General features: G+C 65.5%; 19 protein-coding genes. 9 read left to right on the top strand and 10 right to left on the bottom strand.

Annotated elements, in window-relative coordinates; genetic code table 11:
• Positions 1-449: 449 nt before the first annotated feature.
• Entirely contained in the window at positions 450-1,271 is an 822-nt protein-coding gene (locus tag KY501_RS32125) for a hypothetical protein (protein ID WP_224367475.1), read from the top strand.
• 47 nt (positions 1,272-1,318) lie between these two features.
• On the opposite strand, the gene KY501_RS32120 is transcribed toward KY501_RS32125, so the two are convergent.
• Complete coding sequence (locus KY501_RS32120) at positions 1,319-2,548, bottom strand: CotH kinase family protein (RefSeq protein WP_224367473.1); 1,230 nt, start codon at positions 2,546-2,548, stop codon at positions 1,319-1,321.
• 205 nt (positions 2,549-2,753) lie between these two features.
• Between KY501_RS32120 and KY501_RS32115 the strand changes: the two genes are divergently transcribed.
• Both KY501_RS32115 and KY501_RS32110 read left to right on the top strand, forming a co-directional pair.
• Positions 2,754-4,301 (top strand): FAD-dependent monooxygenase, encoded by a 1,548-nt coding sequence (locus KY501_RS32115; protein ID WP_224367471.1) that lies wholly within the window; start codon positions 2,754-2,756, stop codon positions 4,299-4,301.
• Between the two features lie 168 nt (positions 4,302-4,469).
• Entirely contained in the window at positions 4,470-4,946 is a 477-nt protein-coding gene (locus KY501_RS32110; protein WP_224367469.1) for a hypothetical protein, read from the top strand.
• A 138-nt stretch (positions 4,947-5,084) separates the two neighbouring features.
• On the opposite strand, the gene KY501_RS32105 is transcribed toward KY501_RS32110, so the two are convergent.
• The 5 genes from KY501_RS32105 to KY501_RS32085 form a co-directional block, all read right to left on the bottom strand.
• Positions 5,085-5,840 (bottom strand): DUF5953 family protein, encoded by a 756-nt coding sequence (locus KY501_RS32105; protein WP_224367468.1) that lies wholly within the window; start codon positions 5,838-5,840, stop codon positions 5,085-5,087.
• A complete protein-coding gene (locus tag KY501_RS32100) occupies positions 5,837-6,751 on the bottom strand; it encodes a DUF6310 domain-containing protein (protein ID WP_224367466.1) in 915 nt (304 codons plus the stop codon). Before KY501_RS32100 ends, KY501_RS32105 begins: the two co-directional genes overlap by 4 nt.
• Positions 6,752-7,280: 529 nt before the next feature.
• Positions 7,281-7,862, bottom strand: coding sequence for a hypothetical protein (locus KY501_RS32095; protein WP_224367465.1), 582 nt, complete (start codon positions 7,860-7,862; stop codon positions 7,281-7,283).
• Between the two features lie 78 nt (positions 7,863-7,940).
• Positions 7,941-8,564, bottom strand: a complete 624-nt coding sequence (locus KY501_RS32090) for a hypothetical protein (RefSeq protein ID WP_224367462.1) — start codon at positions 8,562-8,564, stop codon at positions 7,941-7,943.
• Between the two features lie 252 nt (positions 8,565-8,816).
• The gene (locus KY501_RS32085) at positions 8,817-10,433 is read right to left on the bottom strand and encodes a carboxylesterase/lipase family protein (protein WP_224367461.1); all 1,617 of its coding nucleotides are present in this window, start codon (positions 10,431-10,433) and stop codon (positions 8,817-8,819) included.
• A gap of 422 nt (positions 10,434-10,855) precedes the next feature.
• Between KY501_RS32085 and KY501_RS32080 the strand changes: the two genes are divergently transcribed.
• A complete protein-coding gene (locus KY501_RS32080) occupies positions 10,856-11,080 on the top strand; it encodes a hypothetical protein (RefSeq protein WP_224367460.1) in 225 nt (74 codons plus the stop codon).
• A gap of 33 nt (positions 11,081-11,113) precedes the next feature.
• Here the strand turns inward: KY501_RS32080 and KY501_RS32075 are convergent, their stop codons facing one another.
• Together KY501_RS32075 and KY501_RS32070 are read right to left on the bottom strand one after the other, a co-directional pair.
• Positions 11,114-12,040 (bottom strand): hypothetical protein, encoded by a 927-nt coding sequence (locus tag KY501_RS32075; RefSeq protein WP_224367459.1) that lies wholly within the window; start codon positions 12,038-12,040, stop codon positions 11,114-11,116.
• 203 nt (positions 12,041-12,243) lie between these two features.
• Positions 12,244-13,335: a hypothetical protein gene (locus KY501_RS32070; protein WP_224367457.1), complete on the bottom strand. Its 1,092-nt coding sequence runs from the start codon at positions 13,333-13,335 to the stop codon at positions 12,244-12,246.
• Between the two features lie 211 nt (positions 13,336-13,546).
• Here KY501_RS32070 and fliB point away from each other — a divergent pair, with 211 nt between their 5' ends.
• A complete protein-coding gene (fliB, locus tag KY501_RS32065) occupies positions 13,547-14,848 on the top strand; it encodes a flagellin lysine-N-methylase (protein WP_224367456.1) in 1,302 nt (433 codons plus the stop codon).
• A 26-nt stretch (positions 14,849-14,874) separates the two neighbouring features.
• Here fliB and KY501_RS32060 read toward each other — a convergent pair whose 3' ends face one another.
• Entirely contained in the window at positions 14,875-15,207 is a 333-nt protein-coding gene (locus KY501_RS32060) for a hypothetical protein (protein WP_224367455.1), read from the bottom strand.
• Between the two features lie 638 nt (positions 15,208-15,845).
• On the opposite strand from KY501_RS32060, the gene KY501_RS32055 reads away from it, so the two are divergent.
• The 4 genes from KY501_RS32055 (at position 15,846) to KY501_RS32040 (ending at position 24,327) form a co-directional block, all read left to right on the top strand.
• Positions 15,846-17,678, top strand: coding sequence for a fascin domain-containing protein (locus KY501_RS32055; RefSeq protein WP_224367454.1), 1,833 nt, complete (start codon positions 15,846-15,848; stop codon positions 17,676-17,678).
• Between the two features lie 16 nt (positions 17,679-17,694).
• Positions 17,695-19,578 carry a LodA/GoxA family CTQ-dependent oxidase gene (locus KY501_RS32050; RefSeq protein WP_224367452.1) on the top strand — a complete coding sequence of 628 codons (1,884 nt, stop codon included), beginning with the start codon at positions 17,695-17,697 and terminating at the stop codon, positions 19,576-19,578.
• A gap of 8 nt (positions 19,579-19,586) precedes the next feature.
• The gene (locus tag KY501_RS32045) at positions 19,587-20,774 is read left to right on the top strand and encodes an FAD-dependent oxidoreductase (RefSeq protein WP_224367451.1); all 1,188 of its coding nucleotides are present in this window, start codon (positions 19,587-19,589) and stop codon (positions 20,772-20,774) included.
• 205 nt (positions 20,775-20,979) lie between these two features.
• Positions 20,980-24,327 (top strand): WD40 repeat domain-containing serine/threonine protein kinase, encoded by a 3,348-nt coding sequence (locus KY501_RS32040; protein WP_224367450.1) that lies wholly within the window; start codon positions 20,980-20,982, stop codon positions 24,325-24,327.
• A gap of 25 nt (positions 24,328-24,352) precedes the next feature.
• On the opposite strand, the gene KY501_RS32035 is transcribed toward KY501_RS32040, so the two are convergent.
• Positions 24,353-26,167 carry a transthyretin-like family protein gene (locus tag KY501_RS32035; protein ID WP_224367449.1) on the bottom strand — a complete coding sequence of 605 codons (1,815 nt, stop codon included), beginning with the start codon at positions 26,165-26,167 and terminating at the stop codon, positions 24,353-24,355.
• Positions 26,168-26,321 lie beyond the last annotated feature (154 nt).

Here is a 26,321-nt window from a genome sequence, read left to right as displayed (position 1 = left end):
GCAGGCAGCGACAGCAGAGCGGCGGACAAGGCGAACGTTCGGAAAACGCGCATAACCGGGATATTGCCACCAAGTGGACACGGGATCCACGGCAAAAGCGGTTTAACCGTGAAATGCGCCTTTAACGCGGTGTGTCCAATCCGCCGACCGCAAGAGGACCCGTCGGACCGCAAGGAGGGGATTGAGGGCTACTCGACAGCTCTTCCCCCCGGCAGGGTCATTCTTGAGACAGGGCTTTCTCCCTATAGATGACACAGACAAGCCCGCGAGTGACACGGTGCATGTCTCAGCCCTGGGGGGCCTCCATGAGTGGGTATGACTTACATTCTCGCCAGCATCACCGTGATTGGAGTGTGGGCTGGTGTGTGCGGCCAGGGGTGTTATTCATGCTCCTGGCTTGTGGCTGCGCCGATCCCACGCGAGAGGAGACGCCCCCTGCCTTGGGAGCCATGAGCGCCTCGTTGCAGGAGGAGAATGGCCTGAGCATCAATGGGTTGGGCACCAACGGGCTGGGCACCAACGGGCTGGGTACCAACGGGCTGGGTACCAACGGGTTGGGCACCAACGGGCTGGGTACCACGCAATTCGCTACCTGGTTCAACCAGGATCCAGGCCTGACCGCCATGGTCATGCAGTACATCGTGAAATGCGCCGTGCCCGCGGGAAGCAGCCGGACCTGGAAGAACCCCAAGACAAAGGTCCAGTACACATGGCTCGGAGAACTGGGGCTGACTCCGAGCTGGGCGGGCGGCATGCCGGCCACCGCAGTCGAGCAGCAAGTCATCACCTCCTGCCTCGCCGCACATGCCAACAAGTTCGGCGTCCATGTTCCCTTCTCCATCATGGGGCTGGATTCCAGTGGTTCGCCGATTCCCATTGGTACCAGGGAGCTCAACGATTTTCCGGAGAAGGAGGCCTGCTTCTTCGGCAACCTCTTCACGCAGGAGGGGCTCTTTGCTGGCAACGACGCTGTCTGGTCTTCGGCGGACAGCAGCGTGAGGGCCTGCGGGCTCGAGATGTCCAATCCCAGTGGCGTGGACAAGTGCCTGCCCATTCATCAGGTGGGCCGCTGTTCGGACTTCTGCGTCGCCGAGTCCAAACACAACTACTACCTGTCTTGTACCTACAACGGGAAGAACTATCGGCCGATGACCACGCGGCTGCGGCATGAGGATATCTACCACTGCGGTGACGGCACCTGTCAGATCAGTGAGTCCTGTGGGACAGGGACCACCCCGGGCAACTGCAAGGACTGCGGGCCCTGTCTCTGATCGACCTCTGCCGTCACCGGGTTGGGATATTTCCCCAGTCGGTGATCTCAGCGGCCCAGTTGCTGGCGCAGCCAGGTGATGCGGGCGCGGATACGCTGCTGGATATCGGCGCAATCCGCGTCGAACTCCTGGAGTGAGAAGTCGGTATTCGGGTCCATGGCGAACGCGGGTCGGATCTGCGCGCAGTAGCGGGCGGTCTGCTCCGGGAGCCGCGCGTAGACGCCGTCGCGAAGGGCCACGAGGTTCTCCACGAACTGCTGGCGCCAGCCAGGGTGTTGATTCATCAGCTGGCGTAGTTTGTTGGGGTCGTGGCCCATCGCGCCGCCCCAGTACGCGAAGATGTCGGCGTTCGGTGGCGCATACTCGCCGATGATGTCGTCGAAGTCCCAGGGCAGCACCATGAAGCGCCCGGTGCCGGGATCGTCGTAGTAATAGTAGTTCCAGCTTCCATTGCTGAAGTTGTCCGAGGTGGGGAGCACCGTCTCCGCCGCCATCAGCCGCAGGACCTCGGGCACGTCCATCATGCCCCCCAGCGCCGCATAGAAGCCGGAGTGGTCCCCCGTGAGTTTCTCGTGATCGATGAGGTCCTCGAGCGCCCACAGGTGCTCCTGGTCGTTCTCCTCCTCGTTCGTCTCGAGCACCCAGCCTTCCTTGTAGAGGTTGCCCTCGGGGTCATCGAAGTGATCTTCGAGGAACTCTTTATCGATGGCCTCGATGTTCTGGTAGAGGCCGAGATAGCTCCCATTGAGGAAGACTCGCGCATGGTTGACGCGAGGCGCCTTCAGCCCGGCCTCGCGCATGAGCCACATTCCCAGGCGATCTCTCACCGGAGCGGCCAGATAGGGATTCGCCTCCAGGTTGAGGTGCCTCAGTCCCAGGAAGCGCCCCTGCTTGTTCCAGTGGTTGAAGCTGATGACGAATTGAGGCTTGAGCTCGTCCTCCCAGCTCTCCTCTCCTCCCTTGGAGCGGCAGGCGGCGTCCGAGAAGGTTTGCCCTGCGAAGGAGAAGGAGCAGTGGACGTAGCTCTTGCTTCCTTCCTCGCGGTACTTGAGGAAGCGCTTCCACTCCTTGGAGGTGAAGGAGAGTTGGAAGTCGACGATCACGGACTCGTCGTACATGTTCCCTCCCGAGAGAGGGAGGGCCACCGTCCCCGCGGGCTCGGGCAGACCGCTCCACGCTTCTGCTCCGGTGGAACTCTCGCCACATGCGCAGAGCCCCAGCCAGAAGGCCACACCGAGGTAGCTCACCTTCCTTGTCCACATCTTCCTTTCCTTCATGTGCATCCGGGCTTTCTCCTGTGCGCGACGCGACACATGGGGGCGCGCGGCGGGAGAAGCTAGTCATGGGCTCGGCCCAGCCCATTTGCCCTGAGGTGCAGCCTCCCATGAGCGGCGCGCACCGCATGCGTAAATTTGATTGACACAAAATTTGGAGTGACTCCATATTTGGGGCGACTCCCAACACCCGAGCCAAGAGGACACCTTGGTCTACGACGTCGTCATTGCAGGGGCCGGCCCGGTCGGCCTGTTCCTCGCTTGCGAGCTGCGGCTCGCGAAGCTCTCCGTGCTGGTGCTTGAGCAATTGGAGGATCCGCACTCACCCCTGAAGCGGCTCCCGTTTGGAATGCGAGGACTCTGGGGCCCCAGCATCGAAGCCTTCTACCGGCGCGGACTGCTGGAACAGATTGCGTCGCAACGTCGTGCCGACGAGAGGGCCCCTGGCCAGCCGAGACCTGGATCCATGGCGTCCGGAGCACAGCTCCGCGGGCCGGCCGGCCACTTCGCGGGCATCCAGTTCGACTACAGCAACATCGATTCGTCGCGGTGGACGTACCGGCTCCCGGGCCCGGCCGACACCCAATTGGGGAGCGAGATGGAGCATCTCGAGCGCGTGCTCGCCACTCACGCACTCTCCGTCGGAGTGGAGATCCAGCGCGGCCAGGGGGTCGACGGCTTCGAGCCTTCGGACGATGAAGTCACCGTCCGTGCTGGCGAGCGACGCGTTCGTGCGCGTTGGCTCGTGGGGTGCGACGGCGGCCGCAGCACCGTCCGCAAGCAGGGTGGCTTCGAGTTCGTAGGGACCGAGCCTGAGTTCACGGGGTATTCAGTCCAAGCCGAGCTCGCCGACCCGGAGAAACTCCCCCTGGGCCGTCATTACACGCCGACCGGTATGTACACGCAGTGGCAGCCTGGCGTGATCGGGATGGTCGACTTTGACGGCGGCGCATTCCATCGCACCCAACCGATCACGCGCGAGCACGTGCAAGCAGTCTTGCGGCGCGTGTCCTGCACGGACGTGAGCGTCAAAGCGTTGAACATCGCCTCGACGTGGACCGATCGCTCGAAGCAAGCAACGACCTACCGCAAGGGACGGGTGCTGCTGGCGGGCGACGCGGCGCACGTTCATTCACCGCTCGGCGGACAAGGCTTGAACCTCGGACTTGGAGACGCCATGAACCTCGGGTGGAAGCTTGCTGCCACCCTCCGAGGCGATGCCCCCGAGGGCTTGCTCGACAGCTACACCACGGAGCGGCATCCGGTCGGGGCGCGCATCCTGGATTGGACGCGGGCCCAGGTCACGCTGATGCGGCCCAACCGACATTCCCGCGCGCTCGAAGCCATCCTCCGCGACCTGATCGATACGCGCGACGGCGCGACCTACTTCGCTGAACGTGTCTGGGGGGTGTCCCTCCGCTACGACTTCGGCGATGGACATTCGTTGGTGGGCCGCAGCTGCCCGGACTTCGAGCTGGAGGACGGAACGAGGCTCGGCACATTGCTTCGAGATGGAAACGGTTTGCTGTTGGACTTCGGCCGGCAGGCGTCGCTCCCATCGCTTGATGGCCTTTGGGGCGACCGTGTCAGGTACGTGGCGAGCGACGCCAAGGATCGCCTTGGATTGAGCGCGCTGCTCGTGCGTCCTGATGGGTTCGTTGCATGGGCGAGCGATACGACTCCCAATCCCGAGGAAGTCACACGAGCCGCGGCGAGATGGTTCGCCAGTCGCGAACATCACGCCATCCGTCGCTGACAAGAAGCCCTTCGAGGGGAAGATCGAATCCAGCCCGTACCGGGAGCCATGCGCCCGTGCTCGTGCTCGCACGCCTGTCCCTGATGAAGCTCTCCGCGCAGGATCTGCTTGACGTACCTAGATTCGAGTCGAGCGGGTCTTGTTGATCCGCCAGGGGAGTGAAGAGACATGCGACGGTCATGGATGGGGTTGGCAACCGCGGCACTGGTCTGGGGCACCGCAGGCAGCGCGCTCGCAGGACAGCAGGCGAGCAGCATGAAGCAGGAGGAGCAGAAGGCTTCGAAGGCCTCCAACGTGGGGAAGGAGGGGCAGACGGCAGTTCAGGGCCAGCATGAGCTCACCGCGGAGATCGCCCTCATCAAGGGAGACACGCTGTACCTGCGCAAGGACAACGCCATCATCCCGCTGAAGGTCGAGCGCTCTACCCAGGTGAGTGGGAGGGCGCTCATGCGCTCGCAGAGCATCTCCGAGCAGTTGAAGAGTGACTTCCGCGAGGGCGAGGAGGTTCGCACGAGCTTCAACGTCCAGGACAACACCGAGAATGTCGCGACGTCCGTCTCGGCGGTGAAGGCAAAGCACCACGGCACCACGCCGGAGAAGCCGTCGCACCAGGACAAGTCCATGAGTCCTTCGAAGCAGGAGTAGCCTGGAGCCGGGCAGCGTGCTCAGGTGCGTGGCCCGCGGGCCGTGCCTCGAAAAGGCACGGCCCGTCAAGGTGAGTGACCTCCTGGATTCGCACCCTACCACCGCCAGCGCCCGCGCAGCGCGCCTCGGGCCGAGCAGTCACGGAGAGTCGCGCCCGCCGATCACCGGGAAGCGCTCGTAGGCGCGTTTGAGCGCGTCCAGGTGGGCGGGGTTGTCGAGGTCGAGCGGCGCATCGGTGAGCTGCACGATCCACCCGCCCGACGACGCGCGCCGCGCCCGCCTGATCAGCTCGGCGTCGCGGGCCGGGTCCGGGAACCCAATGGCGCGTGCGGCAGCGGCAGACCAGTAGTTCAGCCACCCGAGGAAACAGGGAATCTCAGGCGAGGGGAGCTTCTGTGGAAGGTTAAGCGTGGGAAGTCCGCGGGGTGACACCTCTGGTGCATGAGTCGAGTGGCGATACTGCTGCGCGACTTCCGAGCCGTAACCATATGGCGACGCATGCCCCCAGAACGCTCGTGCGCCCTCCGCCACGGCCTCAAGCACAGCCGCCGCTGCCGCGATCACAGGCTCGTCCAGTTGCATTTTGGCATGGACTTCAAACATGGGCTGACCGCCTGGGCTGAGGAGTCCCAATCTTTCCCTTCCATCAACCGTCACGGGGGAACTCACGTCCCCGTTGCACACAATAGGGAACTCCCCGTCTTCAATGCTTTCTAGGAGCCATGCATCGCGCTGTGGTAATGGGATGGGGCGCCCTCCAGCGGAGAGCCGCCATTCCAGACGCAAGCCAGGGAGCGCCTTTTCCATCCCATGGATGACATCAAGCGTGCGGTCGTCTTTGCCCACGACCGCAGGCGCATAGACGATGAGGGTAAGGGCTCCAGGGGCGGTCATCGTGTGCATCCCGTGACGACGACATTGAGTGAGGAATCCGCTTCCAGCAGTGCTTTTTTGTGCTCCTGGGTGCTCACCCCAACAGCGAAGTCATATCTACATGCCAGGGCGATGGCTCGCTCCTTTTGGATTTGCTTGAGTTCCTTCTTGATCTCCATGTCCTGGACGAAGGCATTGTACTTATCAAATTGATGGGTCTTGATCTCCCAGAGCACGCGCACGCCGACTTGCAGCGCATCGAAGCGTATTCCGCCCACGCGCACGTCCATTCCGGGATAGCGGTTAGGCGGAAACTTGTCGGCGCACTCGTTGTGCGGAGCATCTTTGGATGCGCGCGGTACCGGGATGGCCTCGCACTCCGGGTGGCGCGGGTTGGAGTCTGGTACTGGGAAGATGTCTCCAGTGGGCGACCCCTTTGGCTTAGGTGTCTGGTTTGCTAACGGCTCCTCAGCGGGTGTCGGTTGCGTCCTGAGCTTCGCTCGCTCTCGGGATGCATGCCGTTGATAAGCATCAATTCCCTCCTGGATGGCGGCTGCCACCGCCACCGCGCTAATGACAATCACTGCACCCACGACGATCTCGGGCGCGGCAAAGATACAGAGGGCGATGACTGCGGGAGCTGCGGGAGCTGCTGCATCCACGTAGGCGACGGCGCATTTTCCGGTGACATCTCGAAACCTGACTCTGTCGCGATCGAGCGCGTGAAAGCACCGCTCCGCAAGGAGCGGCCATTCGTTGGATGCTTCTCGCACGACGCACTGCCCATCATCCGTCCAAGGGTATAGCGCCGCCCGGTGAAGATTGGCGAGTCTTGGGCTCGGGGCCACCGGCTCTCCCGGGCTCGGCTCTATCGTGGCGCAGGCCGAGAGTAGGAGTAGAAGCAGGGGGACGCTGCACGTTCGGAGGCGCATGGGCCACGTTCTTCCAATGAAGCGCGGGATGTCACACTGGGGGTTTAGTGTCATATTACACCAGCAGGCTGTTGAAGAAGTGGGCTTGGAGGACGGCGGCGTAGGGAGGCTGAGTTCTCGCCGCCACTCTCAAACAGGGGCTCAGTCGCTCGGCCTGGCTTCTCCCGGAACTGCTCGCCGGGCTCCAGCGAGCGGCTCGCGCCGGCCGGATTGTCCGGCGCCTGCCCGCACTCAGTGCGCCAGGAACTGACACGCACAGGAAGTGGCGTCGACGATTCCGTGGGGAGTCCCCGGTCGCTTCTCCAGGCACCACGGACACCCGAGCTGAGTGGACGCGAGCCGCAGCATGGAGGTGAGGAACAGATGGAGGCAGCCCGCGCAGCGGGCATAGCCTGGGCGCGGAGTCGACAGGGTATTGCCTTGCATGGTGGAAACCTTTCCCCTGAACAAGCACGGCCCTCCCCTGAAGCAGGAGAGGGCCGGTGGGTGTTTCGCGGACTGCACTCACCTGGGCTGAAGCCCCAGGCGATTACTGCAACCGGCGCAACGAGGGCACCTGCGAGGTGAGAGCCTCGATGAGCTGGTCCACCTGCTCGAGGGGCACGCCCTTGAAGTCGAGCACGGCCTTGCCCTTCTGGTTGCGCACGCTGACGTTGACGAGAGCGCCCTTGCCCTTGGGGAAGCGGGTGCTGACCGCGTCGCGGTACTGCTCAGCGAGAGTCTCGGCCTCCGGAGGCAGGGGCTTGGTGGAGGCCGGCTTGCGCTTGCGCTGGAGGGCGTTGCGCATCTGGTCGACGCTGCAGGCCTTGAAGGGCAGGGGCGTCAGCTGGCCCTTGTCATCCGGCACCTCGATGAGGGTGTCGCCCGGCTCCTCGTGATTGACGTCGATGTCGGTGGCCTCCTTGTAGGTGAGCAGCAGGGAGAGGCAGGTGACGCCGAAGCGGCGTGCCACCGGTTCGGTGAATGCGTCAGCCACGGCGCCGTAGGTGCTCAGGGTGGCCTGGGACAGGTCGGCCAGCTGCTGGGAGAAGACGACTTTGGCATCGCTGAGGTTGCCGAGCGCGTCGGCTACGGCTCGGCGAGCACCTTCAGCACTGCGTTCACCCGGCACGTGGTTGCGGTGCCGTGACGTGAGCCCTCGCGCGTGCCGAGCCGGAACCGCTCCGGCCCGGCACGAGGCGGCCCTCCGCTACTGGTCGTCGTTGGTGCCGCGCAGGTCGTTGATGAGCCCGTTCGGGTCCGAGAACAGCTCGTCGGCGCGCGAGGACAACGCCAGGTGCTGCACGCCCACGTTGGCCCCCTCCCCCGCGAAGTCACAGGGCAGGTCTCGCAGCAGGTACACCCTTTCGGAGGAGCTGACCTTCTCGGGCATCTCCTCCAACGTGAGGTACGTGTTGGAGGGAAGGATGATGGCTTCGCCCACCTTCAGGTAGCGGTCCTCCACCGTCGGCGACTGATTCTTGTGCAGCGTGTTCTGGCCCGAGTACGCGGCCTCCGTCATGTCGAAGCGAAGGAAGCACTGGTCCTTGCGCGTCGGCAGAAGGAGCTCCGTGAAGCCGTTGGAGACCTCGACGGAGAATGGGGTGACGGTGCCAGAGCTGGCGTCCGTCAGTTTCACCTCATGGCGGCCGCGGCTGGCCTCGAAGACGAGGTGGTCCTCTTGCTTGCTCCTCGCTTGCACGGGCTTCCCATCCATGACCAACTCCACGGTGCCGTTGCCCACCGTCATCACGTGCAGCGTGCCGTTCCCGAAGTAGTTATAGGCCAGTGCGACAAGCCCGAAGATGGCGAAGGTACCCACCACGATTCCCACGACAATCGACCGAAAATTCCGAATGTTTGGCTGCACCAGGGCCTCCAGGCCGGATCGACGGGCACGCACAGTGGGCGGAACATAGTTCACAATCCGTGCGACGCGGGAAACATTATTTCCTACAACAGCAGCACCTTCGCGCTCACCTCATGTCTCAACGGCCCGGCTCCCCCAAGCAGGTGAGGACGTGTCACTCCAAAGGAGCCGGGCTCTTCCGGGCCCATCGGGTGGCGGGCCCGGAGCGAGACTGACTCAGCCGAGGCTCGCCATGAGAGTGTCCATGGCCGTGCCGATCCTGTTGAACGCGTCCATGTTCTCGAGCTCCGCATCCTTGTGGTGCTGCTGCATGAAGTCCGTCGCCACCGAGAGGGACTCGCCCACGAGGAGCGTCTTGTCCGCCTCCGCTGACTGCCGGGGCCATTCCGGACTCGGCTCGGGAGTGCTGGCGAAGTTGAACCAGCGCTCGCTGATGCTGCTGGCGACCCCGTAGTCCTTCGTCGTGACTGTGACCGGATTCTGCGGCTGGCCCGGCGGGAAGGGCGGGGCGTATTTGAGCGTGTCCATGGTGAAGGCGACCTCGTCGCCGTGACGCGTGCCCTTGGTGACGGAGGGGCGGTGGTTCTCCGCGGTGTAGTCAAAGTAGTATCGCCATGTCGGCGCGCGCTTGCTGTGCGCCTTGGCGATCCTGTAGGTGGCCGCGGTGAAGTACGCGTCGCGGGCCAGGCGGCGACCGAGCTCATTCTGGTCGGGGGAGGCCTGCTCCGCGAGATCCGGGTAGTAGAGCTTGGGGCGTTTGACCTGGGTGGTGGTCACCGCCAGGGTGACGATCTGGCTCGGGTTGCCTTGGAGCTGGTCGAGCACCACGCTCCCGTCATCGCTGGTGTTGCCAATGATGAGCGGCAATGCCGCCACCTCGCCCTTCTCGAAGCGTTCGATGATCCCATCCGTGCCGGGGAGTACGATGTCTCCGGCGATCCCGACCGGGGAGTTCGCCGTCCCCTTGAAATCCTTCGCGGGGTCGATGGGGACGTTCATGAGGACGCCCGCCTCAACGCCGCGCAGCTGCTCGAGGGTCGCGGTCGCGCCTTGCCCTTTCCCGAGCCCGAGGACGACTTCCGCGAGCTTGTTGCCGCGCTCGAGCGCCTTCTCCCGGGAGGCCTCCGGCGCCCGGTACACGCTCTGGGCAATCCCGCGGTGGAAGAGGGGCCTCTCCCTCTCCTGGGTGAGCGGCGAGGCGAAGAGCGCGAGGACGCTCCTCGCGCCGGCGGATTGACCGAAGATGGTCACGTTGTTGGGATTGCCCCCGAACTTTTCGATGTTGCGCTGCACCCACTCGAGCGCGGCGATCTGATCGAGCAGCCCGAAGTTGTAGATCCGCTTCTGGCCGACGGTGACCTCCTTTTCGAGCGAGGGGTGCGCGAAGAAGCCGAGGGCGCCCATCCGGTAGTTGATGGTGACCAGGATCGCGCCGCGATTCACGAACGGCGCCCCATGATAGATGGGCAGCCTGCCCGCGCCGAGGATGTAGGCCCCGCCGTGGATCCACACCATGACCGGGAGCTTGGGGGCGCCCTCCTTGGGCTGGGGCGTCCAGACGTTGAGATAGAGACAATCCTCGCTCATGGGATGGGGATCGCCCCCGCCGACCTCGATGCAAACATTCCGATTCTGGAGACACGACGGAGCCTGGTCATTCGATGGGCGCGTCTGGGTCCAGGGCGTGACGGGCTGCGGCGCCCTCCAGCGCAAGTTCCCCACGGGCGACGCGGCGTAGGGGATACCCATATAGGCAGCGACGCCGGGCTCGATGATGGCGCCTTGAACGGGACCTTCGACAGTCTGGACGAGCGGAGGGGTTTGGGTCGGCATCCGTTTGATTCCTTTTCAAGAGAGGAGCTGCGAATCGGTGGTCATCGAGTGTTGAATGGTCGTTGGCGTGTCGAGACCATCTTGGTGGGGGGCTGCGCTATTGGCATCTGGACCGACGGTGCGAGTGAGACAGCATGTGCGGCACTCGGAAGGGATGCAGGGGGGATTTGCACAGAGAGCATGGGCATGGATCGTCGCCCTCCCATTTTTGGGTTTCCCGCCACTCAGGAGAGTCCCTTTCACGGATTGAGAATCAGAGAGGGATTCTCGCGAAGGGGGACCAGCACCGGGCGCCGCTCAGTCTCCGAGAGTGAGGGCGCTCGTCGTCACATGTGCAGGGCGCGCTCTCTACCGGAGCAGAGAGCAGGTGCGGTGCTGAAGCGCCTCACTGAACCCTTGAAAGCTGCTCTCGGGGAGAGTGCATGTCAGCGATGATGAGAGGGATGGAGATGCAGGAACTGACGAACGAAGAACTGGAGGGGGTCGGCGGTGGCGGCAACGCCAAGGACTGCGCCAATGCGATGCTCTTCTGGGGCGGCGTTGGCGCGGGGCTCGGGTCGATTGGCGGTGGCTACCTCGGGTTCTTTGCTGGAGCCGCAATCGGCGGCGGCCTTGCCGCCCACTACACGACGGTCTGCCAAAAGTAACAGCAGCGCATCGTCATGGGTGGCCAGGTCCTTCTACGTGCCGTCCAACAAGTCCGACTGGAAGGCGAAGCCCAGGAGCGCGTAGGGCACGGCGCGGCTCACCTCCACGCCCGTGCGATACCGGTGCCGCAGGTACCACGCGACGTTGAGGATGATCGCCGGCTTGTTGAAGGCGGTGTAGCCCTCGTCATAGAAGACATACGCCGCCAGGAGCCCGAGGCGGTGGTGGCCATTCTCCTGGGTCTCGGCCTCGCCATCGGCCAGGTGGCGCGGCGTGTAGAGGGGCTGCACCAGGGAATAGCGCGCGCCCACCACGAGCGGTGGCGCGCCCATGAAGAGGACATCCAGATCGTTCGCGAGCGTGAAGCCCTTGCCGGGCACCAGCGTGTCGAGCGTGGCGTCGTACCAGACGCGATCTCCCTCTCGCAGGCTCATGCTCCAGTACTCCAGGCCGAAGCGATTGCGCACCGCGATGGGGCCCACCTTGAGCTGCACGAGCGGCTCAAAGGCCAGGTGCGCACCCGAGGTTCCGTACTGCTCATTCACGGCTGCACCCGCATCCAGCACTGTCTCGGAGTACTCCGCATTGGGCGAGGGGCGCGATTGCAGGAAGCCCTGCGTGCCGAAGAAGCCCACGTACTCGGCCGACAACCGCAGGTTGAGCATGGAGAGCGGCTGGAGCTCCACCACGGGCCCCACCTTGATGCTCGCGGGGTTGATCTTGGGATAGGCGCCCAGGAAGAGGAAGTTGTCTCGGAAGAGCATCCCCTCCTTGCGGTAGAGCCGCGCCTGGTAGCCCACGCGCGTCTGGGACTCCAGCCCCAGCGGATTGACGCGCGCCACCAGCATGCTGTTGAGGACGAGTCGGCGCGAGGGAGCCTCTGGGACGGGCTCGGGGGCCTGCGCGAGGGCCTGAATCGGGAGCGAGAGCCAGAGCAGCAGGAGGACAGCGCGTTTCATGAGGACTCCTCCGAAGGAAGGCTCAGCTTCGCGATGGCGGGTCAGGAGGAAGCTCCTGCTACCTGGGAGGTCGCATCCTCTCACACCTGGGGGCATCTCCGCTCGCGAATCGCGCGCCCGCGTTCAAGCAAACAGGGCCTGAAGATCGGAGAACGGCGCGGTCTTGCCGCTCAGTGGATGTCTCGTCACCTCGGAGCAAGCCTCTACAGGCCGAACGCCTTCGCGAAGAGCTGCTCGACGTGAGACTTCTCGGGCTTCACCACGCCCGCGGACGAGCCCACGCCCGCGGCAGTGGCCAGGCTGGGACGCAGCCCGTCCGCGATACCGGGCTTGATGTGGTGGCGCAGATCCAGGGCCACATCCGTCTTGAAGTGCGTGCCCACGCCCGCCGCGGTGTGCACGTCCGTGACTTGCCGGAGCACGCCGTTCTCCACACCGAACCGGCCCATGGCCTGGGCGGCCGCGCCTGCCACCGCACCGCCGGTGACCGAGCCGTTCAGCCGTCCCAGGTGTCCGCCCGCGGTGCCGTAGACGCCCGCCGTGGCGGCCGCGCCCACCTTGCCGGAGACCAGGGCCGTGGTGGCTCGGGGATCCAGGGTGGCGAAGCCCTCGGCGAAGGCGCTGGCGCCGGCCTTGGCCTCGCCCTTCACGAAGCCTCCCACGTGGCGGTTGAAGTCATGGCTGGCGCTGGCGGTGACACCCACGCCCGTCTCCGCCTTGCCCGTCAGCGCGGCCGTGTACTGGTGCTTGCGCCTGTCGGCCGAGAGGCCGGCCTGGGCCGAGGACTTGAAGGTGTTGGCCTCGCCGGTGATCTGGGCCGTGGTGACGCCCAGCCGTCCCGCGTGGACCTTCTGCGCCTGGTAGGAGGCCGAGGGCCCGTTGAACTCGGCCTGGGCCGAGTAGTGGTGCACGCCGCCGCCATTCTGGGTGGCGGTGGAGACCTTGGCCGAGCCCACGTTCGTCTTCACCGTGCCGCCGAAGGCTTGCGTCTCGAAGGGCTTGCCCGGCTTGTCGAGATACTTCGTCTCATGGGCGTTGGGCGGCACCTTGAACTTGTTGTCACCTCCGCTGACCATCACCTTCCCGGCATCTCCCGCGCCCCCCTTGAAGGGGATATGGGAGGGCCCGCCCACCGCGTCTCCCGCGTGTTTCACGGGCTTGGCCGCGGGCTTGTCCATGGCGGACAGCGGCTTGGCGCGGGCCAAAGGCTTCGGAGTGAAGAGGGAGGAGGAAGTCGCCTTGGGGTTGGTGGAGAGCGGCTTGGCGCGGGTCAGCTTGGTGCCAATGCGAGACATGGGAGAATCCTCGGGAGGGTTCGCTCTTGGTGCAGCGAGGTACGGCTGTGTCCTCCTGCATCCGACATGCCATTCTCCAGGCATACGCCAGGGCCCGTAGGGCTGTCTGATCTCCGGGGGTTATGCGGGGGTGAGGGGGAGGGGATAGTGAGCGGTGTCACCAAGTGCGGGAGCGCTGTCACCACCTCGGTATTCGTTAAGCTCCAAGCCCATGTCCTCTCAAACCGTCGTTCCGCGCTACATGGCCCGCTTCCGCTGCATCTCGGAGCGGTGCGAAGAGATCTGCTGTGGTGGACTCCGCGTGCCAGTACCGGAGGCGGAATGGCGGCGCCTCCAGACGGCGATCCGGGACTCCGGCGAGACGCCTCCGCCGGATGAGCCGCAGGTCCAACCGACGGGCAGCACCGAGTATCTCCTGCCCAAGGACAAGGACGGGTTCTGCACCTATCTGGACGCCGAGAAGATGTGCTCCATCCAGCGGCGCCACGGTGAGCAGGTCCTGCCTTCCATCTGCGTCACCTACCCTCGCCACATCCGGAAGTGGGACGGGCAGCTGTCCATGGTGGGCTCGCTCGGGTGCCCCGAGGTGGCGCGGCTGGCGCTGCTGCATGAGGACGCCATGGAAGACGAGCCGATCGATGCGGACCGGATTCCTCTGCCAGCGCTGGCCTTCGACACCTCCAAGGGAGATCCGGAGGACGGTTGGGGCTTCCATGGGAGCGCGGTCCGCTCCACCGTCTTGCGGCTCCTGCGTCGCAACGATCTGTCGCTGGTCGAGCGCCTTTACCTCCTGGGCCATCTCTCGCTCCGGCTGAGCCTGTTCTACTACCTGGACACGGAGGCATTCCGAGGCGAAGGCCGCCCCGCGGCCGAGGCCCGCCTTGCCGCGGAGCTGCGAGCCATTGACTCGCTGGACGCACTGGAGACCGCGCGCCGGGTCCTGACGCCCCAGGCGCTGCCCGGCGCGTTCTTCGCGGAGATGTATTCCTCGCTGCTGAAGACCCGGGCGGACAGCTACTCCAATGAACGGTTCCGGCAATTGACCTACGCCGTGCTGAACTCCTACGGCGGTCCGGATGCGGCACCGGATGAGGCCTGGCGCCTCTACACGGAGCGCCGAGCGCGGCTCGAGCGGGCGCACGGCGCACGGCTGAACCAGTACTTCGTCAACCAGGCCCTCAACCACTGGCTGCGCGGCCCCTTTGCCTCCGGCAAGCGCGTGCTCATCGACGTTGCGTGGCTCGCGCTGAGCGGCGGTCTGATGCGCTGGGCCTTGTTCGGCCATCCCGAGGTGTTGCGCCTGTGCGAGGAGAACGCCTCGGTGGAGACGCCCGAGACTCGCGAGCGCCTGGACATGGCGGCCATCGAGTGCTTCCAGCCCATCTACCGGCACATGGACCGCTCCAAGGACTTCGTCAATCTCGCGCAGGGAATGGGGGGCTCGGGAGACGAGTCCGCCCTGGGGCGCGTGCTCTTGATCCTGAAGGGATACCTGGACCCAGTCGGCGTCTGAGCAGACCGAGGCCAGGCGCTGCCCAATCAGAGACGTTTCAAGAATGCGACCAGGTCGCTCTTCTGTTCTTTGGTCAAGGCCTCGGGAGGGCCGATGTCACCATCAGGGTCCGGCTCCTTCTCGCCAGGGAGGGTGAGGGATGGGAATTTGGAGAGCAGGTGGTCGCTGTAGAGCGAGACGACATCTTCCAGGGTCGCCGAGATATTGTTGTGCCAGTAGGGAGCCGTCTTCCCGATTCCACGCAACGTTGGGATGTCGAATGCCTCGAAGTCGTAGGGGCTTCCTGTAATCGCGGCGCGCCCCGGATCGGTCGTAAACCAGGAAGTTCTCCAACGCCGAACCGATGTTGATGAATTCATTCTCAGGCTGAGGCGCGAGCACTGGGGTTGGGGGATTTGTCGCTGGGACTTCAAAGAGCACGGTTCCGTCGGGTTTGAGGGTTGGGAAGGACAGATCGTGAATATCGCGAGCCACGATCGTCGCCTTGTTGGCGCCCCCGTGACAGGTCGCGCAAAGAGCGGCTCCACGGTGACGGTCGGTTCCGTCTTGGTGCTACAAGCGCTCGTCGCGACAAAGGCGATGGTCGCGAGAGGCTGGAGAATCCTGCGAAAAAAGGTTGGCTCATGCGGGGTCCGTTCCAGGAGAGGAGGGTTCACTCGACTCTCGCAGCGGGTGATGCGCTCTGCCATTCGCTCCCGACGAGCTGTCGTGTGCTTGCGACGAGCCGTTGCGCGAGGTGTACGAGCCGGAAAGCTCTCTGGCTGACACCCATTGACATGTCGGCAGTCGTGTCAATGGGCGGGCTGACACACCCAAGCTCGTCATGGGGACCCTGGCCAGAACAGGTCTCTCCGTCTGGCCACGAGCGGGAAGCGCTTCTTCCAATGGAGGGCATGCTTGTTGCTGAAGCCGCGTGAGCATGTTCTTGCTCACTTCATCGCATCCCCGTCGAAGCTCCCTCCTTGCCTGCTGCGCCTTGTGGGGAGCACTGCACGCGGTGCCCGGCTTTGCCCAGGCCGCCAACGCCTCCGAACCACAGGAGAGCGCCCTCAACAATGGCAGCCAGGAGGAGGCGTCCAAGTACTACAAGGATCTCTCCAAGACACTCGGAGTTCTCACTCCCGCCACGATCGAGGCGCAGGCGACCGTCAAGACTCTGTTGAACTATCTGGGATACAAGGAACTCACCCCCGAGGACATTGAGTTCTCGACGCCCGCGTCGTTGATGGAGGGGAGGGCGAGCAGCGCGCAGGTGCTGCCCGTGGGCAGCAAGGTCTCGCTCAAGGCGGACACGGGTTTGTTCTTCACCCGCTGCAGAGGTTGCCAGCAAGGCGTGACGCTCTCGGTGGCGGACACCGTGACCGTCCACGCCACTGCGGACTCCGATCCCTCCACCCTCTTCGAGGTGGTGGACGCGGGCAATGGCACGATCGCCCTCAAGGCGGACACCGGCAATTACGTGGAACGGTGCACTGGCTGCATCGACAAGGCCACCATCCAGGACTTCGCGACCGTCAACGCGACCGGCGCCGCTCCGCCTGCTGCCGCTCGTTTCACCCCGGAGCTCCTTCCCAACGGGAAGGTCGCCTTCAAGGCGAGCACGGGCAAGTACCTGGCCCGGTGCAGGAGCTGCTCACCCACCTCCAGCATTCCTGACACGGTCACGGTCAACGCCACCGACCCTCAGAAACAGGCCGTGGCCCAGTGGACCGTCGCCGTGCAGAATGGCACCGCGAGCGGGGGCAGCGAAGACAGCAAAGACATTCTCGTCTCCCGCTTTTTCGCGCCCAAGATCGTCGACTTCAGCGTCGCTCCCGCGCAGCGCAACGTCGGTTGGCGCCGGCTGGTGCGCATGAAGGCCCGTCCGGGCTCACAGGCGCAGAAGCACTTCGTGGAGAGCGCCTGGATCCTCTTCAACCACTTCACCTCGCCCCCGACCCACAGCCCCTTTGGCGGCACCAACGTGCCCCTGTCGGTGAAGAATGGCTCGGTCAACACGCAGGTGGCCCTGCTCACCCAGTGCAAGGCGGGCCAGACCGCATGCCAGAACGCGGAGCTCAACAGCATCTACTGGATGGACTTCGGCCCCTCGGACAAGGGCTACAAGCTGTCCTACGCGCTCAACGCCTTCTTCGATGCCGGCACGCTTCATGGCGGCGCTCCCTATTTCGTCCCCAACGGGTGTGACACCTGCCATGGCTCGCTGCGCGGCCAGGCCGTGCTCAACTACCTCGACACCGACCACTGGCTGGACCGCCTCACGGATGGGGACTTCCCCGCCCTGAACAAGGCCGATGCGCCCGCTGCGCTCTTCGACGCGGGCAAGGACGTCAAGTCGGCCCGGTATGCCGAGGCCTTTGACGTGCTGCGCCAGCTCAACCAGGAGGTGGCGGTCATGCAGAAGCGCGTGAACCCCAAGGGCTTCCACCTCGCCGCGACCAACAAGTGGCTGGAGCTCCACAAGACTTCAGTGGCGCCGGAGCCGGACCTCATCAAGCGCGCCTTCTCCTTCTCCAACGTAGGCCATCCGCTCAAGAAGGACCGCAAGCCCACCTCGGCCCCCTTGAGCTGGACGTCGAGCGCCGAGGACAAGGAACTGCTCGGCCTGATGAACAAGTATTGCTATCGCTGCCACGGCGCCGTTCGCTACGACGTCTTCAGCAAGGACATGGTCGCGGACCAGAGCAGCCCCATCCTCGACCGGCTCGATCCCAATCCCACGCAGGCGAAGATCGTTGGCTTCAAGATGCCCGTGGATCGGGAGCTGAGTACCGCGGACAAGACGCGCCTGATCGAACTCCTCGAGAAGCTGTACTCCCAAACCCACTGATTCAGAGGAACATCCCATGGCCCGATTCTTTCGCATCCATCCTGCCGTTGGCGTCGCCCGCGTTGGCAACTCCCCGGACGAGTTCTACATCGGCCCCGAGCATCCCAATCAGCCTCCCAACTTCGACATCGCCCAGAAGAAGTTCCAGCCCTTCAAGGACAGCCAGGGCCGCATCAAGCGGCAGGCGGCTCGCTTCCGTGTCTTTGAATACACGATGCAGAGCGGGGTGCTGAGCCCCCTGCGGGAAATCACCCAGGGCAGCTTTGACATCACCGGCATCAAATGGAGTGTCCACCTGGCCAACCGCAAGGCCGCCTTCTTCAAGTTCAATGGACAGGAGGGGGCGGACAACGGCGCCTGGAAGGCGAAGCGCAATACGCATGTCCAGGCCGCGGCCGATCGCGAGCGGCTGCTCGTCATCGACCCCGGGCTCAAGTCCATCTCGGGCAAGAGCCAGCCGCGCGTGCCCCTCACCAACCCCAATCGCAACATCCCCATCTCCACGCTGGGCGAGCTGCGCACGGATGAGCAGGGCCGCCTGCTCGTGCTGGGTGGGCTTGGCCAATCCAGCAAGACAGACCAGGGCAAGCTCATCGACGACTACGTGAACAATGATCACTGGTTCGACGACATGTCGGACGGGCCCGTGAGCGCGGAGATCACCTACACGGAGGGAGGCACGACCCAGACGGCGAAGCTGGAGGGCAACACCGGCGCGTGGCTGCTGGTGGGGCCGCCGGATTTCGGACCCGCGGTGGGCAACGTGGTGCGCCTGTTCGACACCATGTGGGACCTGGCGGTGCGCTCCAAGGATGTGCCGATCTCCACCACGGACGGCTTGCTCGACAAGGGCCTGTTTGCCCGGCTCGAGAAGCAGCGCGCGGATTGGAACACGACGACCCATTCCTTCCAGAGCTACAAGCCCTCCTTCCGGCTGGAAGTGTTCCCCATCCTCGAGCGGGCCCTGGGGCACCGCAATGTCCACAACCCCGAGGCCTCCAAGTCCTTCCATGCCTCCCTGGCGGGCGTGGAGCAGGATCTCGGCACGGTGGCCTCGGTCAAGGGCCAGCGCCTGCGCAAGACGATCTTCGGCTACCTGCGGGATCCTTTCAGCGCCACCCAGGAGCCCCTGCTGATGCCCAAGGGGTTCGGGGACTTCTACACGGACGAAGCGCCCGACGAGGGGATGAAGAAGGGCTACTTCATGACGCTCACGCGGGTGCAGTACGCGGTGCTCAAGCGCTGGGCCGAGGGACAGTTCGAGGAGGACTGGGACGCGACGAAGGCCCACGCCATCGACACGGAGATCTTCGCCGGGGGGCTCGATCGGGCCGCGCTGGAGAACAGCGTGGGCGGCCCCTTCTTCCCTGGCATCGACTGCAGCTGGCTGGTGCGCCTGCCGGAGCTGTACGCGGCTCCCTTCCGCATCAAGCACTCGGGCACGGTGTTCCCCACCACGGCGAATCTCGCCATTGGCCCAGGGTTCTTCTCGCAGCAGATGGCGCTGCCCTGGCAGGCGGACTTCTACCAGTGCAAGAAGCAGTTCTTCGACCCCAAGTCCTTCAAGAAGAACGCCTTCCAGGGCGACGGCATGTACCACATGTGGTGGGCCGCCCACCGTCCGGATGATGTCTACGCGAAGAAGGGAGACATCCAGATGGTCTCCTGGACTCGGGCCCTGGATGCGGTCGCCGAGGTCGAGGCGAAGAAGCCGGAGATCAAGAACAGCGCGCCTGAGGGCACCAGCGCCGTCGAGATGGCCATGTACATCCAGATGCAGGCGAACTGGTGGAAGCTCGGCTTCGTCATCAACGAGGGCGAGGCCTTCTTCGAGACCCAGGAGCAGAGCACCTCGACAGCTGTCGCCTCCGCGGCGACGCCAACGGCCAAGGCCTCCTAGCCGCCCTCATGAGCACCGCTCCCATCTCCAGCCTGGAGGACCCGATGGAGTCCATGGCCTTTGAAGCACCAGACCCGCGAGCCTCTCATGACGTCGTGGTGGTGGGAGGCGGCGTGGCCGGCCTGAGCGCAGCGCTCACCCTGGTAAGGGCGGGCGTCTCCGTCTGCATCCTGGAGCGCACGGACTACTCTGCCTGGCGTCCCGGGGAGACGCTCTCCCCGGTGGCCTTCGCAGAGCTGCGGCAGTTGCTGGCACCCGAGTCGTTGGAGACCGACGGCTTCCTGGAGTCGCATGGCCTGGAAGCCACCTGGGGCTCGGAGCAGCCCCATCACCACTCGTTCCTCACCAATCCCTACGGGAGCGGCTGGCACGTGGAGCGCCGGCGCCTGGACGGGCTGCTGGCCAGCCATGCCCGGTCGCTCCAGGTGCCGCTGTGGCGGAGCACCTGCGTCACCCACCTGGAGCGCGAGGGACACGGGTGGAGGGTGAATGTCCGCACGCCCCGGGGCCCAGCGGAGCTGCGCTGCGAGGCCCTGGTGGATGCGACCGGGCGCTCGGCCCAGGTGGCGCGGCAGAGCGGCATGCGGCGGCGCGACTGGGACGCGCTGTGCAGCGTGTCCGGGGTCATCGACAGGCCTGCCGGGTTCCAGCAGCAACACCTGGTGGTGGAGGCCACGCCCCAGGGGTGGTGGTACGCCGCGCCGCTGCCCGAGGGGCGTCTCATCCTCACGCTGCTGAGCGATGTGGATGTGCTCCAGCGCTACGGCGCCTTGCAGCCGGCGGGGTGGCGTGCGCTCTTCTCCGCGACTCGGCACCTGCGCGAGCGGGTAGGGGAGCTCGAGGCGGTGTCACGGCTGCAGGTGCGCCGCTGCGAGACGAGCCGCCTGGAGCACGCGGCGGGGGCAGGTTGGGTGGCGGTGGGGGACGCCGCGGCGATGTGGGATCCGCTCTCGTCGAGCGGGATCCTCAAGGGGCTGCGCACCGGGCGCGCGGCGGCGCGAGCCCTGTGTGCCGCGCTGGGAGGAAGCAGCGGAGCGCTGGAGGACTACGCGCGGCAGGAGGCAGAGGAGTTCACCCGCTATCTGTCCGCGCGTCATGCCCACTACACCCTGGAGCAACGCTGGGCCGGCGAGGACTTCTGGCAGCGCCGGCTGGCCGCGTCCTCTCTGGAGCCGGGACAGACGCTCTCTGAGTAGCATGCAGCCCAGCAACCCTGTCACGGCTCAGAACAGAGAGCCGAGGATGCTGACCTACGAGGCGGAGCGCTGTTCACCATGACAGGGCTGACCTACGCTTTCGCGCAGTACACGCCTGCAGGTGGGGGGGCTGCCAGCCCTTATGAACGACGACGATTCGCCAGAGCCACAGGCAGTGGCGGGTGATCAACCCGCTGCAGCGAGGATGGATGACACCCTCACCGTCGATCCCGCGCCTGATTCTCCCGTCCCCAGGCCCATGGACGTTGGCGGTGCGGCTTCTCCCTGGAGCGCATACGCGCCGGTCATGGACCGGAATCGCTACATCCTCCACGGAGAGTTTGCCCGAGGAGGCATGGGCCGCATCCTTCGGGCCTTCGATGTTCGCCTGGGCCGGATGGTGGCGCTCAAGGAACTCCAGCTCCGCGCCGGTGGCCTGCTCGAGGAGCGCTTTCGGACCGAGGCGCTCGTCACGGCGCGTCTCCAGCACCCCTCCATCGTCCCCATCTACGATGTAGGCCAGTGGCCGACCGGTGAGCCCTTCTACTGCATGAGGCTCGTTTCCGGCCGAGCCCTGAGCGAGGTGATCGCGGAGACCCGAACGCTTGGACAGCGGCTGGCGCTCCTGCCGCATGTGCTCGCAGTGGCTGAAGCCGTGGCGTATGCCCACAGCCAGCACATCATTCATCGCGATCTGAAGCCCGCCAATGTGCTCGTGGGCGAGTTTGGGGAGACGGTGGTCATCGACTGGGGGCTCGCCAAGGACCTCTTGCCAGCAGGCGCGGCACCGCCGGGGGAAGGAGCAGGCCCAGGGAGCCCTTCCATCCCGGACCCGGGACTCACGATGGCGGGTACGGTCATGGGGACTCCCACGTACATGCCGCCGGAGCAGGCCAGGGGACAGCCGGTCGATGAGCGCGCCGATGTCTATGCCCTGGGCGCCATTCTCTATCACCTCCTGGCGGGCGCCCCGCCGTACCGGCGCCACCCGTCGGAGCAGGCGCTTCAGGATGTGCTGGCAGGACCGCCACCGCCGCTGGCTCGGCGGGAGGAGCATGTCCCCTCGGATCTTCTTGCCCTTGTCTCCAAGGCCATGGCGCGCGAACCGCAGGAGCGCTACCGCACGGCCAAGGAGTTGGCGGAGGATCTGCGGCGCTTCCAGACCGGACAGATCATCGGCGCGTATCAGTACACCCGGTGGGAGCTCATCCGCCGCTTCGTCCGCAGATACCGGGCCGTGGTGACGGTCGCCACCGCGGCCCTGCTGGTGCTGGCGGGGCTGGGGTCCGTGAGCATGTGGCAGATCCTGGCCGCACGCGATCGCGCCGAGCGCAACGAGCTGGCGGCCTTGAGCCGGGCAGACTCCCTCTCGCTCATGCAAGCCCGCACGGCCGTGGAGCAGGATCCCAACACGATTGGTGCCCTCCGCAACCTCTCGCCAGGCTTCACCCGGTGGCCGGAGGTGCGGCTCCTCGCCGCGGACGCCAAGGCACGCGGACTGGCGGTTCTTCTCCGGGGCCATACCCAGGGCATCTCCGACCTGAGCTTCACCCATGACGGCCGGCTGCTGGTGACGAGCAGTGATGACCGGACGCTGCGCGTCTGGGATCTGGCGCAGGGCCAGAGCCGGGTCCTCGAGGGACACACGGATGAAGTGTGGGGTCTGGCGATCTCGCCTGACTCACGCCATGTTGCCTCCGCTGGCAAGGACGGCACGATTCGACTCTGGGAGCTGGCCACCGGTCGGAATCGCATCCTCCAGGGGCACTTGCTGTCCGTGGTGGCTGTGGCATTTCTGCCGGATGGGCAGCGCCTGCTCTCCGCCGGAGAGGACGGCACGGTCCGGCTCTGGGATCTGGCCACCGGTGAGGCGATTCGCGTCTGGCACGTCGAGCAAGCCATCTATCAGCGGATGGCCACGGATCCGGCCATGCATTGGGCTGCGCTGACGGCCTTCAACGAGCCCGTGGTACGTGTGTGGGATCTGGGGCGCGGTGAGCTGCGCGTGTTGGCAGGGCATTCAGCGAAGGTTACTCAGGTCGCCTTCTCGCCTCGCGGAGAGTTCCTGGCCACGGGAGGAGATGACCGGACCGTGCGTATCTGGGATCCAAGGACCGGGCAGGGGCGCATTCTCGGTGAACACCTGGGGCCCATTACCGCCCTGGTCTTCTCGCCGGATGGCCAGACCGTGGTGGCCGCGAGCACCGAGCCGGTGCTGCGATCGTGGGATGTGGCGACGGGCCAGCTCCGCGAGTTCCAGGGGCACCAGGGACGCGTGGGGGCGCTGGCCTTCTCTCCCGATGGAAGGTTCCTGGCCTCCAGCGGCTATGACCGCTCGGTGCGGCTGTGGGAGTTCTCCACGGGGAAGGGCCAGTCCATCGGAGGCGCTGGAGCGAACCTCCTCCGCCTGGCGTTCTCACCGGATGGTCGACGGCTCGCTGGCGTGGGCCTGGATGGAATCGCGCGCGTCTATGAGACGTCTTCGGCGGTTCGGGTCCTCCAGGTTCCAGAGGTGTTCAGTTACAGCGGTCTGGAGATCTCCCCGGATGGGAGGTGGCTTGCCACCGGTGGCCTGGAGGGAAAGGCTCACCTGTGGGAGCTGTCCACGGACACCGAGCGCGTCCTGAGCGGCCATCGGGGGATGACCGTGGTCACGATCTCTCGAGATGGGCGCTGGGTCGCCTCGGGAGGCGAAGAGGGGAGCGTGCGCTTCTGGGACACCCAGGGGCACCTGCTCAGCGTGCTCCAGGCGCATGCCAACTACGTGACGGCGCTGGCCTTTTCTCCGGATGGCCGGTCTCTGGCCTCCGCCTCGTGGACGGGTGACGTGCGGTTGTGGGATCGGGACTCGGGTCAGGCGCGGGTGTTGGCAGATCAGGATCCGGAGCAGTTCGCCACCTTCAGGTTCGTCTTCTCGCCAGACGGCCGCCACCTGGCCGCAGCTTCGGAGAAGGGGCTCGCCGTGCGGCTCTGGGATCTCTCCAAGGGCGAGCGTCCCCTGCTCCTGCGAAGCGAGGGCTTCATCCAGGTGGTCGAGTTCTCTCCCGATGGGAGCCGTCTCCTCACCGGAGCCATGGACAATGTGTTGAGGATCTGGGACCTGAGCGGCACGCAGCTCCAGCGGATTGACGTCGGTGGGCTCGGCTTCCAGCAGGCGCTCTTTACACCGGATGGGCGGACGATCCTGACGGTCGGGGGAAATGAGAGCCGTGTGCGACGCTGGGATGCGAAGACGGGACAAGCCCTGGCTGTCCTGGACGAGCACAGCGGCAAGGTGAACTGCATTGATGTTTCGGCGGATGGGACGCGGCTGGCCTCCGCCAGCGACGATCAGACGGTCAGGCTTTGGGATCTGGAGAGCGGCAAGAGCCGCATCCTGCGGGGGCACTCCGACGCAGTGGAACGGGTGAGGTTCTCCCCAGATGGCCGGTGGGTTGCTGCCCTAGGCGCCGACGCCGCGATCCGACTCTGGCCGGACGATCTGCCTTCATCTCCAGAGGCGCTGCGAGCCTGGCTCCAAGCCGTGGACGTGCCCGCTCAGAGCGATGAGTGACGATGTGAATCCAGCTCTTCATCCGCTACTTGCAGAACGTGAGCTCCGTTGTCTTGTCCGAGTCGTCTGTCTCTCCATCGGTCAGGCGGCGCCGCGTGGTCAGCGAGACGCGGTACGAGCAGTGCGCCCAACTGGAGATGTTGATCGTCGGGTAGGTGCCGATGCCTCCACGCGCCGTCGAGCCCGCGGGGAACGGCGGCACGATCGTGCCGGGCGCGCTGCCCGAAGCGCTGGTGATGGCGATGGACCAGCTGGCCATCAGCGCGTGGTCGGCGGTGTAGCGGATGTCGAGCGCGTTGGTCAGCTCCGAGCAGGCATCCGAGCCAGGGCCATGGAACTGTGCCAGGTCCAGCAGCTCCACCTCGCTCCAGTTGTTGACGTGGAGCTTCGACAGCGTGTTGCTGAAGGTCGCCGCTCCGCCCACCGGGCCGGCCTCGAAGGTGATCGCGAGGTCCGTTCCGTTCTTCGGGTCGGTCAGCGCATTGCCCGCCCCGTTTCCGGGCGCGGCCCCACCTGGGACAGCCACCGGAGTGTTGAACCGGAGCAACGGACCGTAGAAGCCTCCGTCGAGCGCGTTCGGGTCCACTTTGATCCAGCCATCGCTGTCGGGAACGACGACATGGGCCGGTACGGGTCCCCAGGGTGTGCCGGGCGGCACCACCGGCGTGGGAGTCGGATCGGGCGTCGCTCCGGAGCCAGCGACGTAGATCGACTGGAAGGTCCAGCTGACACCGGTGCCGAAGATGTCCCACTGGATCAGCCGAGCGCCGACGAGGACCGGGTAGAGCAACGCGCCCGTGACCGGCTGCGGAGCCCCGCCACCGATCGAATAGAGGAAGCGGTATCGCATGGGGTCGGGCGAACCGACGGGCGACGTCTTCGGGCAGAAGCCGCGCAGCTTGAGGGCGCCCGTGAAGCCGTAGTCGGGGCCGCCGTGGCCCAGCACCGCCGCGTTCGTCCGCCCGCTCACCGCGCTGATATCGGTGATGATGTGGAAGTCGCCGACATGGGTGAAGAGCGGGTTGTTGAACGGAGGCTGCTCGGCCACGTCCACGCACAGCTCGACGCAGAAGCAGGGCCCGGCGTTCTCGCGATCCTTGTCTCGCCCGCGCGAGCGAGGCTCTTCGAGCAGCACGGTGCCGCCGCCTGTCTCGATCTTGAAGTAGAGGTCCGGCCCGCCCACCCACTCGAGGTTGATCAGCGGAGAGAAGGGAGTCTTCTGGAAGTCGCTCGCCACGTAGTCGAGCCGGAATCGGCCTGCTCCGTCCGTGTTCGCGCTGCCGAGCGCATCGTCCTGCAGCCAGTCGGCGTCGAAGGCGCTGACCTTGACGCCCGCGACAGGCTGCTGCGTCTCGCACGTCACCACCTTGCCGCAGAGGGTCCAGGCGCCAAAGAGCCCGCGGATCCAGCACCAGAAACGGTAGGGCAGGGTGTAGCTCCAGGCCCAGAGGCTCCCTCCCTCGGTCTGGCGCCACTGAGGCTGGAGCGTCGTGATGCTGAATTGGACCGGCTCCCGGCGCGGCAGCGGCTTGCGGTGGGGGACCGTGGCGCAGAAGACGTCGAGCTCGAAGGCCCCACCCTGGTAGCGCTGCTTCTCGCCCAGCTCGAACGTGAAGTTGCCTTGCGCGTCGGTCTCGGCCTCGGCGAACAGCGACGACTCCTTCGCCTTCACCTGCGCCGCGCTCAGGACCGCGAAGGTCTCCTTGGGGTTGGCCACGGCCAGGGCCGCCACATCCTGCCCCTCGCGAGCCCGATAGAGCCGGACCTTGACGTTCGACAGGGGCTCCAGACACTCGTCGCAGATCAACCCGGACAGTTTTCCTTTGAAGAGGTATGCCATTGCGTCCTCCCGTGGCGGCCCGCCTCCCCCGAGGCTGGGGGGCGTGGTGAACTCACCCGATAGAGGGCGGAACCCTCCTCTGTGATGGGCGCTCGGAAGCGTCTGGCCGCCAGCACTGCGGGCAGGGCTGCTCCGTCGTCATGGCTCGCCGGAT

The sequence above is a fragment of the Hyalangium versicolor genome (assembly GCF_020103695.1).
Lineage (GTDB): Bacteria > Myxococcota > Myxococcia > Myxococcales > Myxococcaceae > Hyalangium > Hyalangium versicolor.
The sequence above is the reverse complement of the archived record's forward strand: the minus strand, read 5'-3'. Positions and strand labels throughout refer to the sequence as shown.

What these genes read in the sequence shown, in the direction of transcription:
- KY501_RS32125 (WP_224367475.1), top strand. Translation starts at nt 450, where the DNA reads ATGAGCGCCTCGTTGCAGGAGGAGAATGGCCTGAGCATCAATGGGTTG.
- KY501_RS32120 (WP_224367473.1), bottom strand. Translation starts at nt 2,548, where the DNA reads ATGAAGGAAAGGAAGATGTGGACAAGGAAGGTGAGCTACCTCGGTGTG.
- KY501_RS32110 (WP_224367469.1), top strand. Translation starts at nt 4,470, where the DNA reads ATGCGACGGTCATGGATGGGGTTGGCAACCGCGGCACTGGTCTGGGGC.
- KY501_RS32105 (WP_224367468.1), bottom strand. Translation starts at nt 5,840, where the DNA reads ATGACCGCCCCTGGAGCCCTTACCCTCATCGTCTATGCGCCTGCGGTC.
- KY501_RS32100 (WP_224367466.1), bottom strand. Translation starts at nt 6,751, where the DNA reads ATGCGCCTCCGAACGTGCAGCGTCCCCCTGCTTCTACTCCTACTCTCG.
- KY501_RS32085 (WP_224367461.1), bottom strand. Translation starts at nt 10,433, where the DNA reads ATGCCGACCCAAACCCCTCCGCTCGTCCAGACTGTCGAAGGTCCCGTT.
- KY501_RS32080 (WP_224367460.1), top strand. Translation starts at nt 10,856, where the DNA reads ATGTCAGCGATGATGAGAGGGATGGAGATGCAGGAACTGACGAACGAA.
- KY501_RS32075 (WP_224367459.1), bottom strand. Translation starts at nt 12,040, where the DNA reads ATGAAACGCGCTGTCCTCCTGCTGCTCTGGCTCTCGCTCCCGATTCAG.
- KY501_RS32070 (WP_224367457.1), bottom strand. Translation starts at nt 13,335, where the DNA reads ATGTCTCGCATTGGCACCAAGCTGACCCGCGCCAAGCCGCTCTCCACC.
- fliB (WP_224367456.1), top strand. Translation starts at nt 13,547, where the DNA reads ATGTCCTCTCAAACCGTCGTTCCGCGCTACATGGCCCGCTTCCGCTGC.
- KY501_RS32060 (WP_224367455.1), bottom strand. Translation starts at nt 15,207, where the DNA reads ATGAATTCATCAACATCGGTTCGGCGTTGGAGAACTTCCTGGTTTACG.
- KY501_RS32050 (WP_224367452.1), top strand. Translation starts at nt 17,695, where the DNA reads ATGGCCCGATTCTTTCGCATCCATCCTGCCGTTGGCGTCGCCCGCGTT.
- KY501_RS32045 (WP_224367451.1), top strand. Translation starts at nt 19,587, where the DNA reads ATGAGCACCGCTCCCATCTCCAGCCTGGAGGACCCGATGGAGTCCATG.
- KY501_RS32040 (WP_224367450.1), top strand. Translation starts at nt 20,980, where the DNA reads ATGGATGACACCCTCACCGTCGATCCCGCGCCTGATTCTCCCGTCCCC.
- KY501_RS32035 (WP_224367449.1), bottom strand. Translation starts at nt 26,167, where the DNA reads ATGGCATACCTCTTCAAAGGAAAACTGTCCGGGTTGATCTGCGACGAG.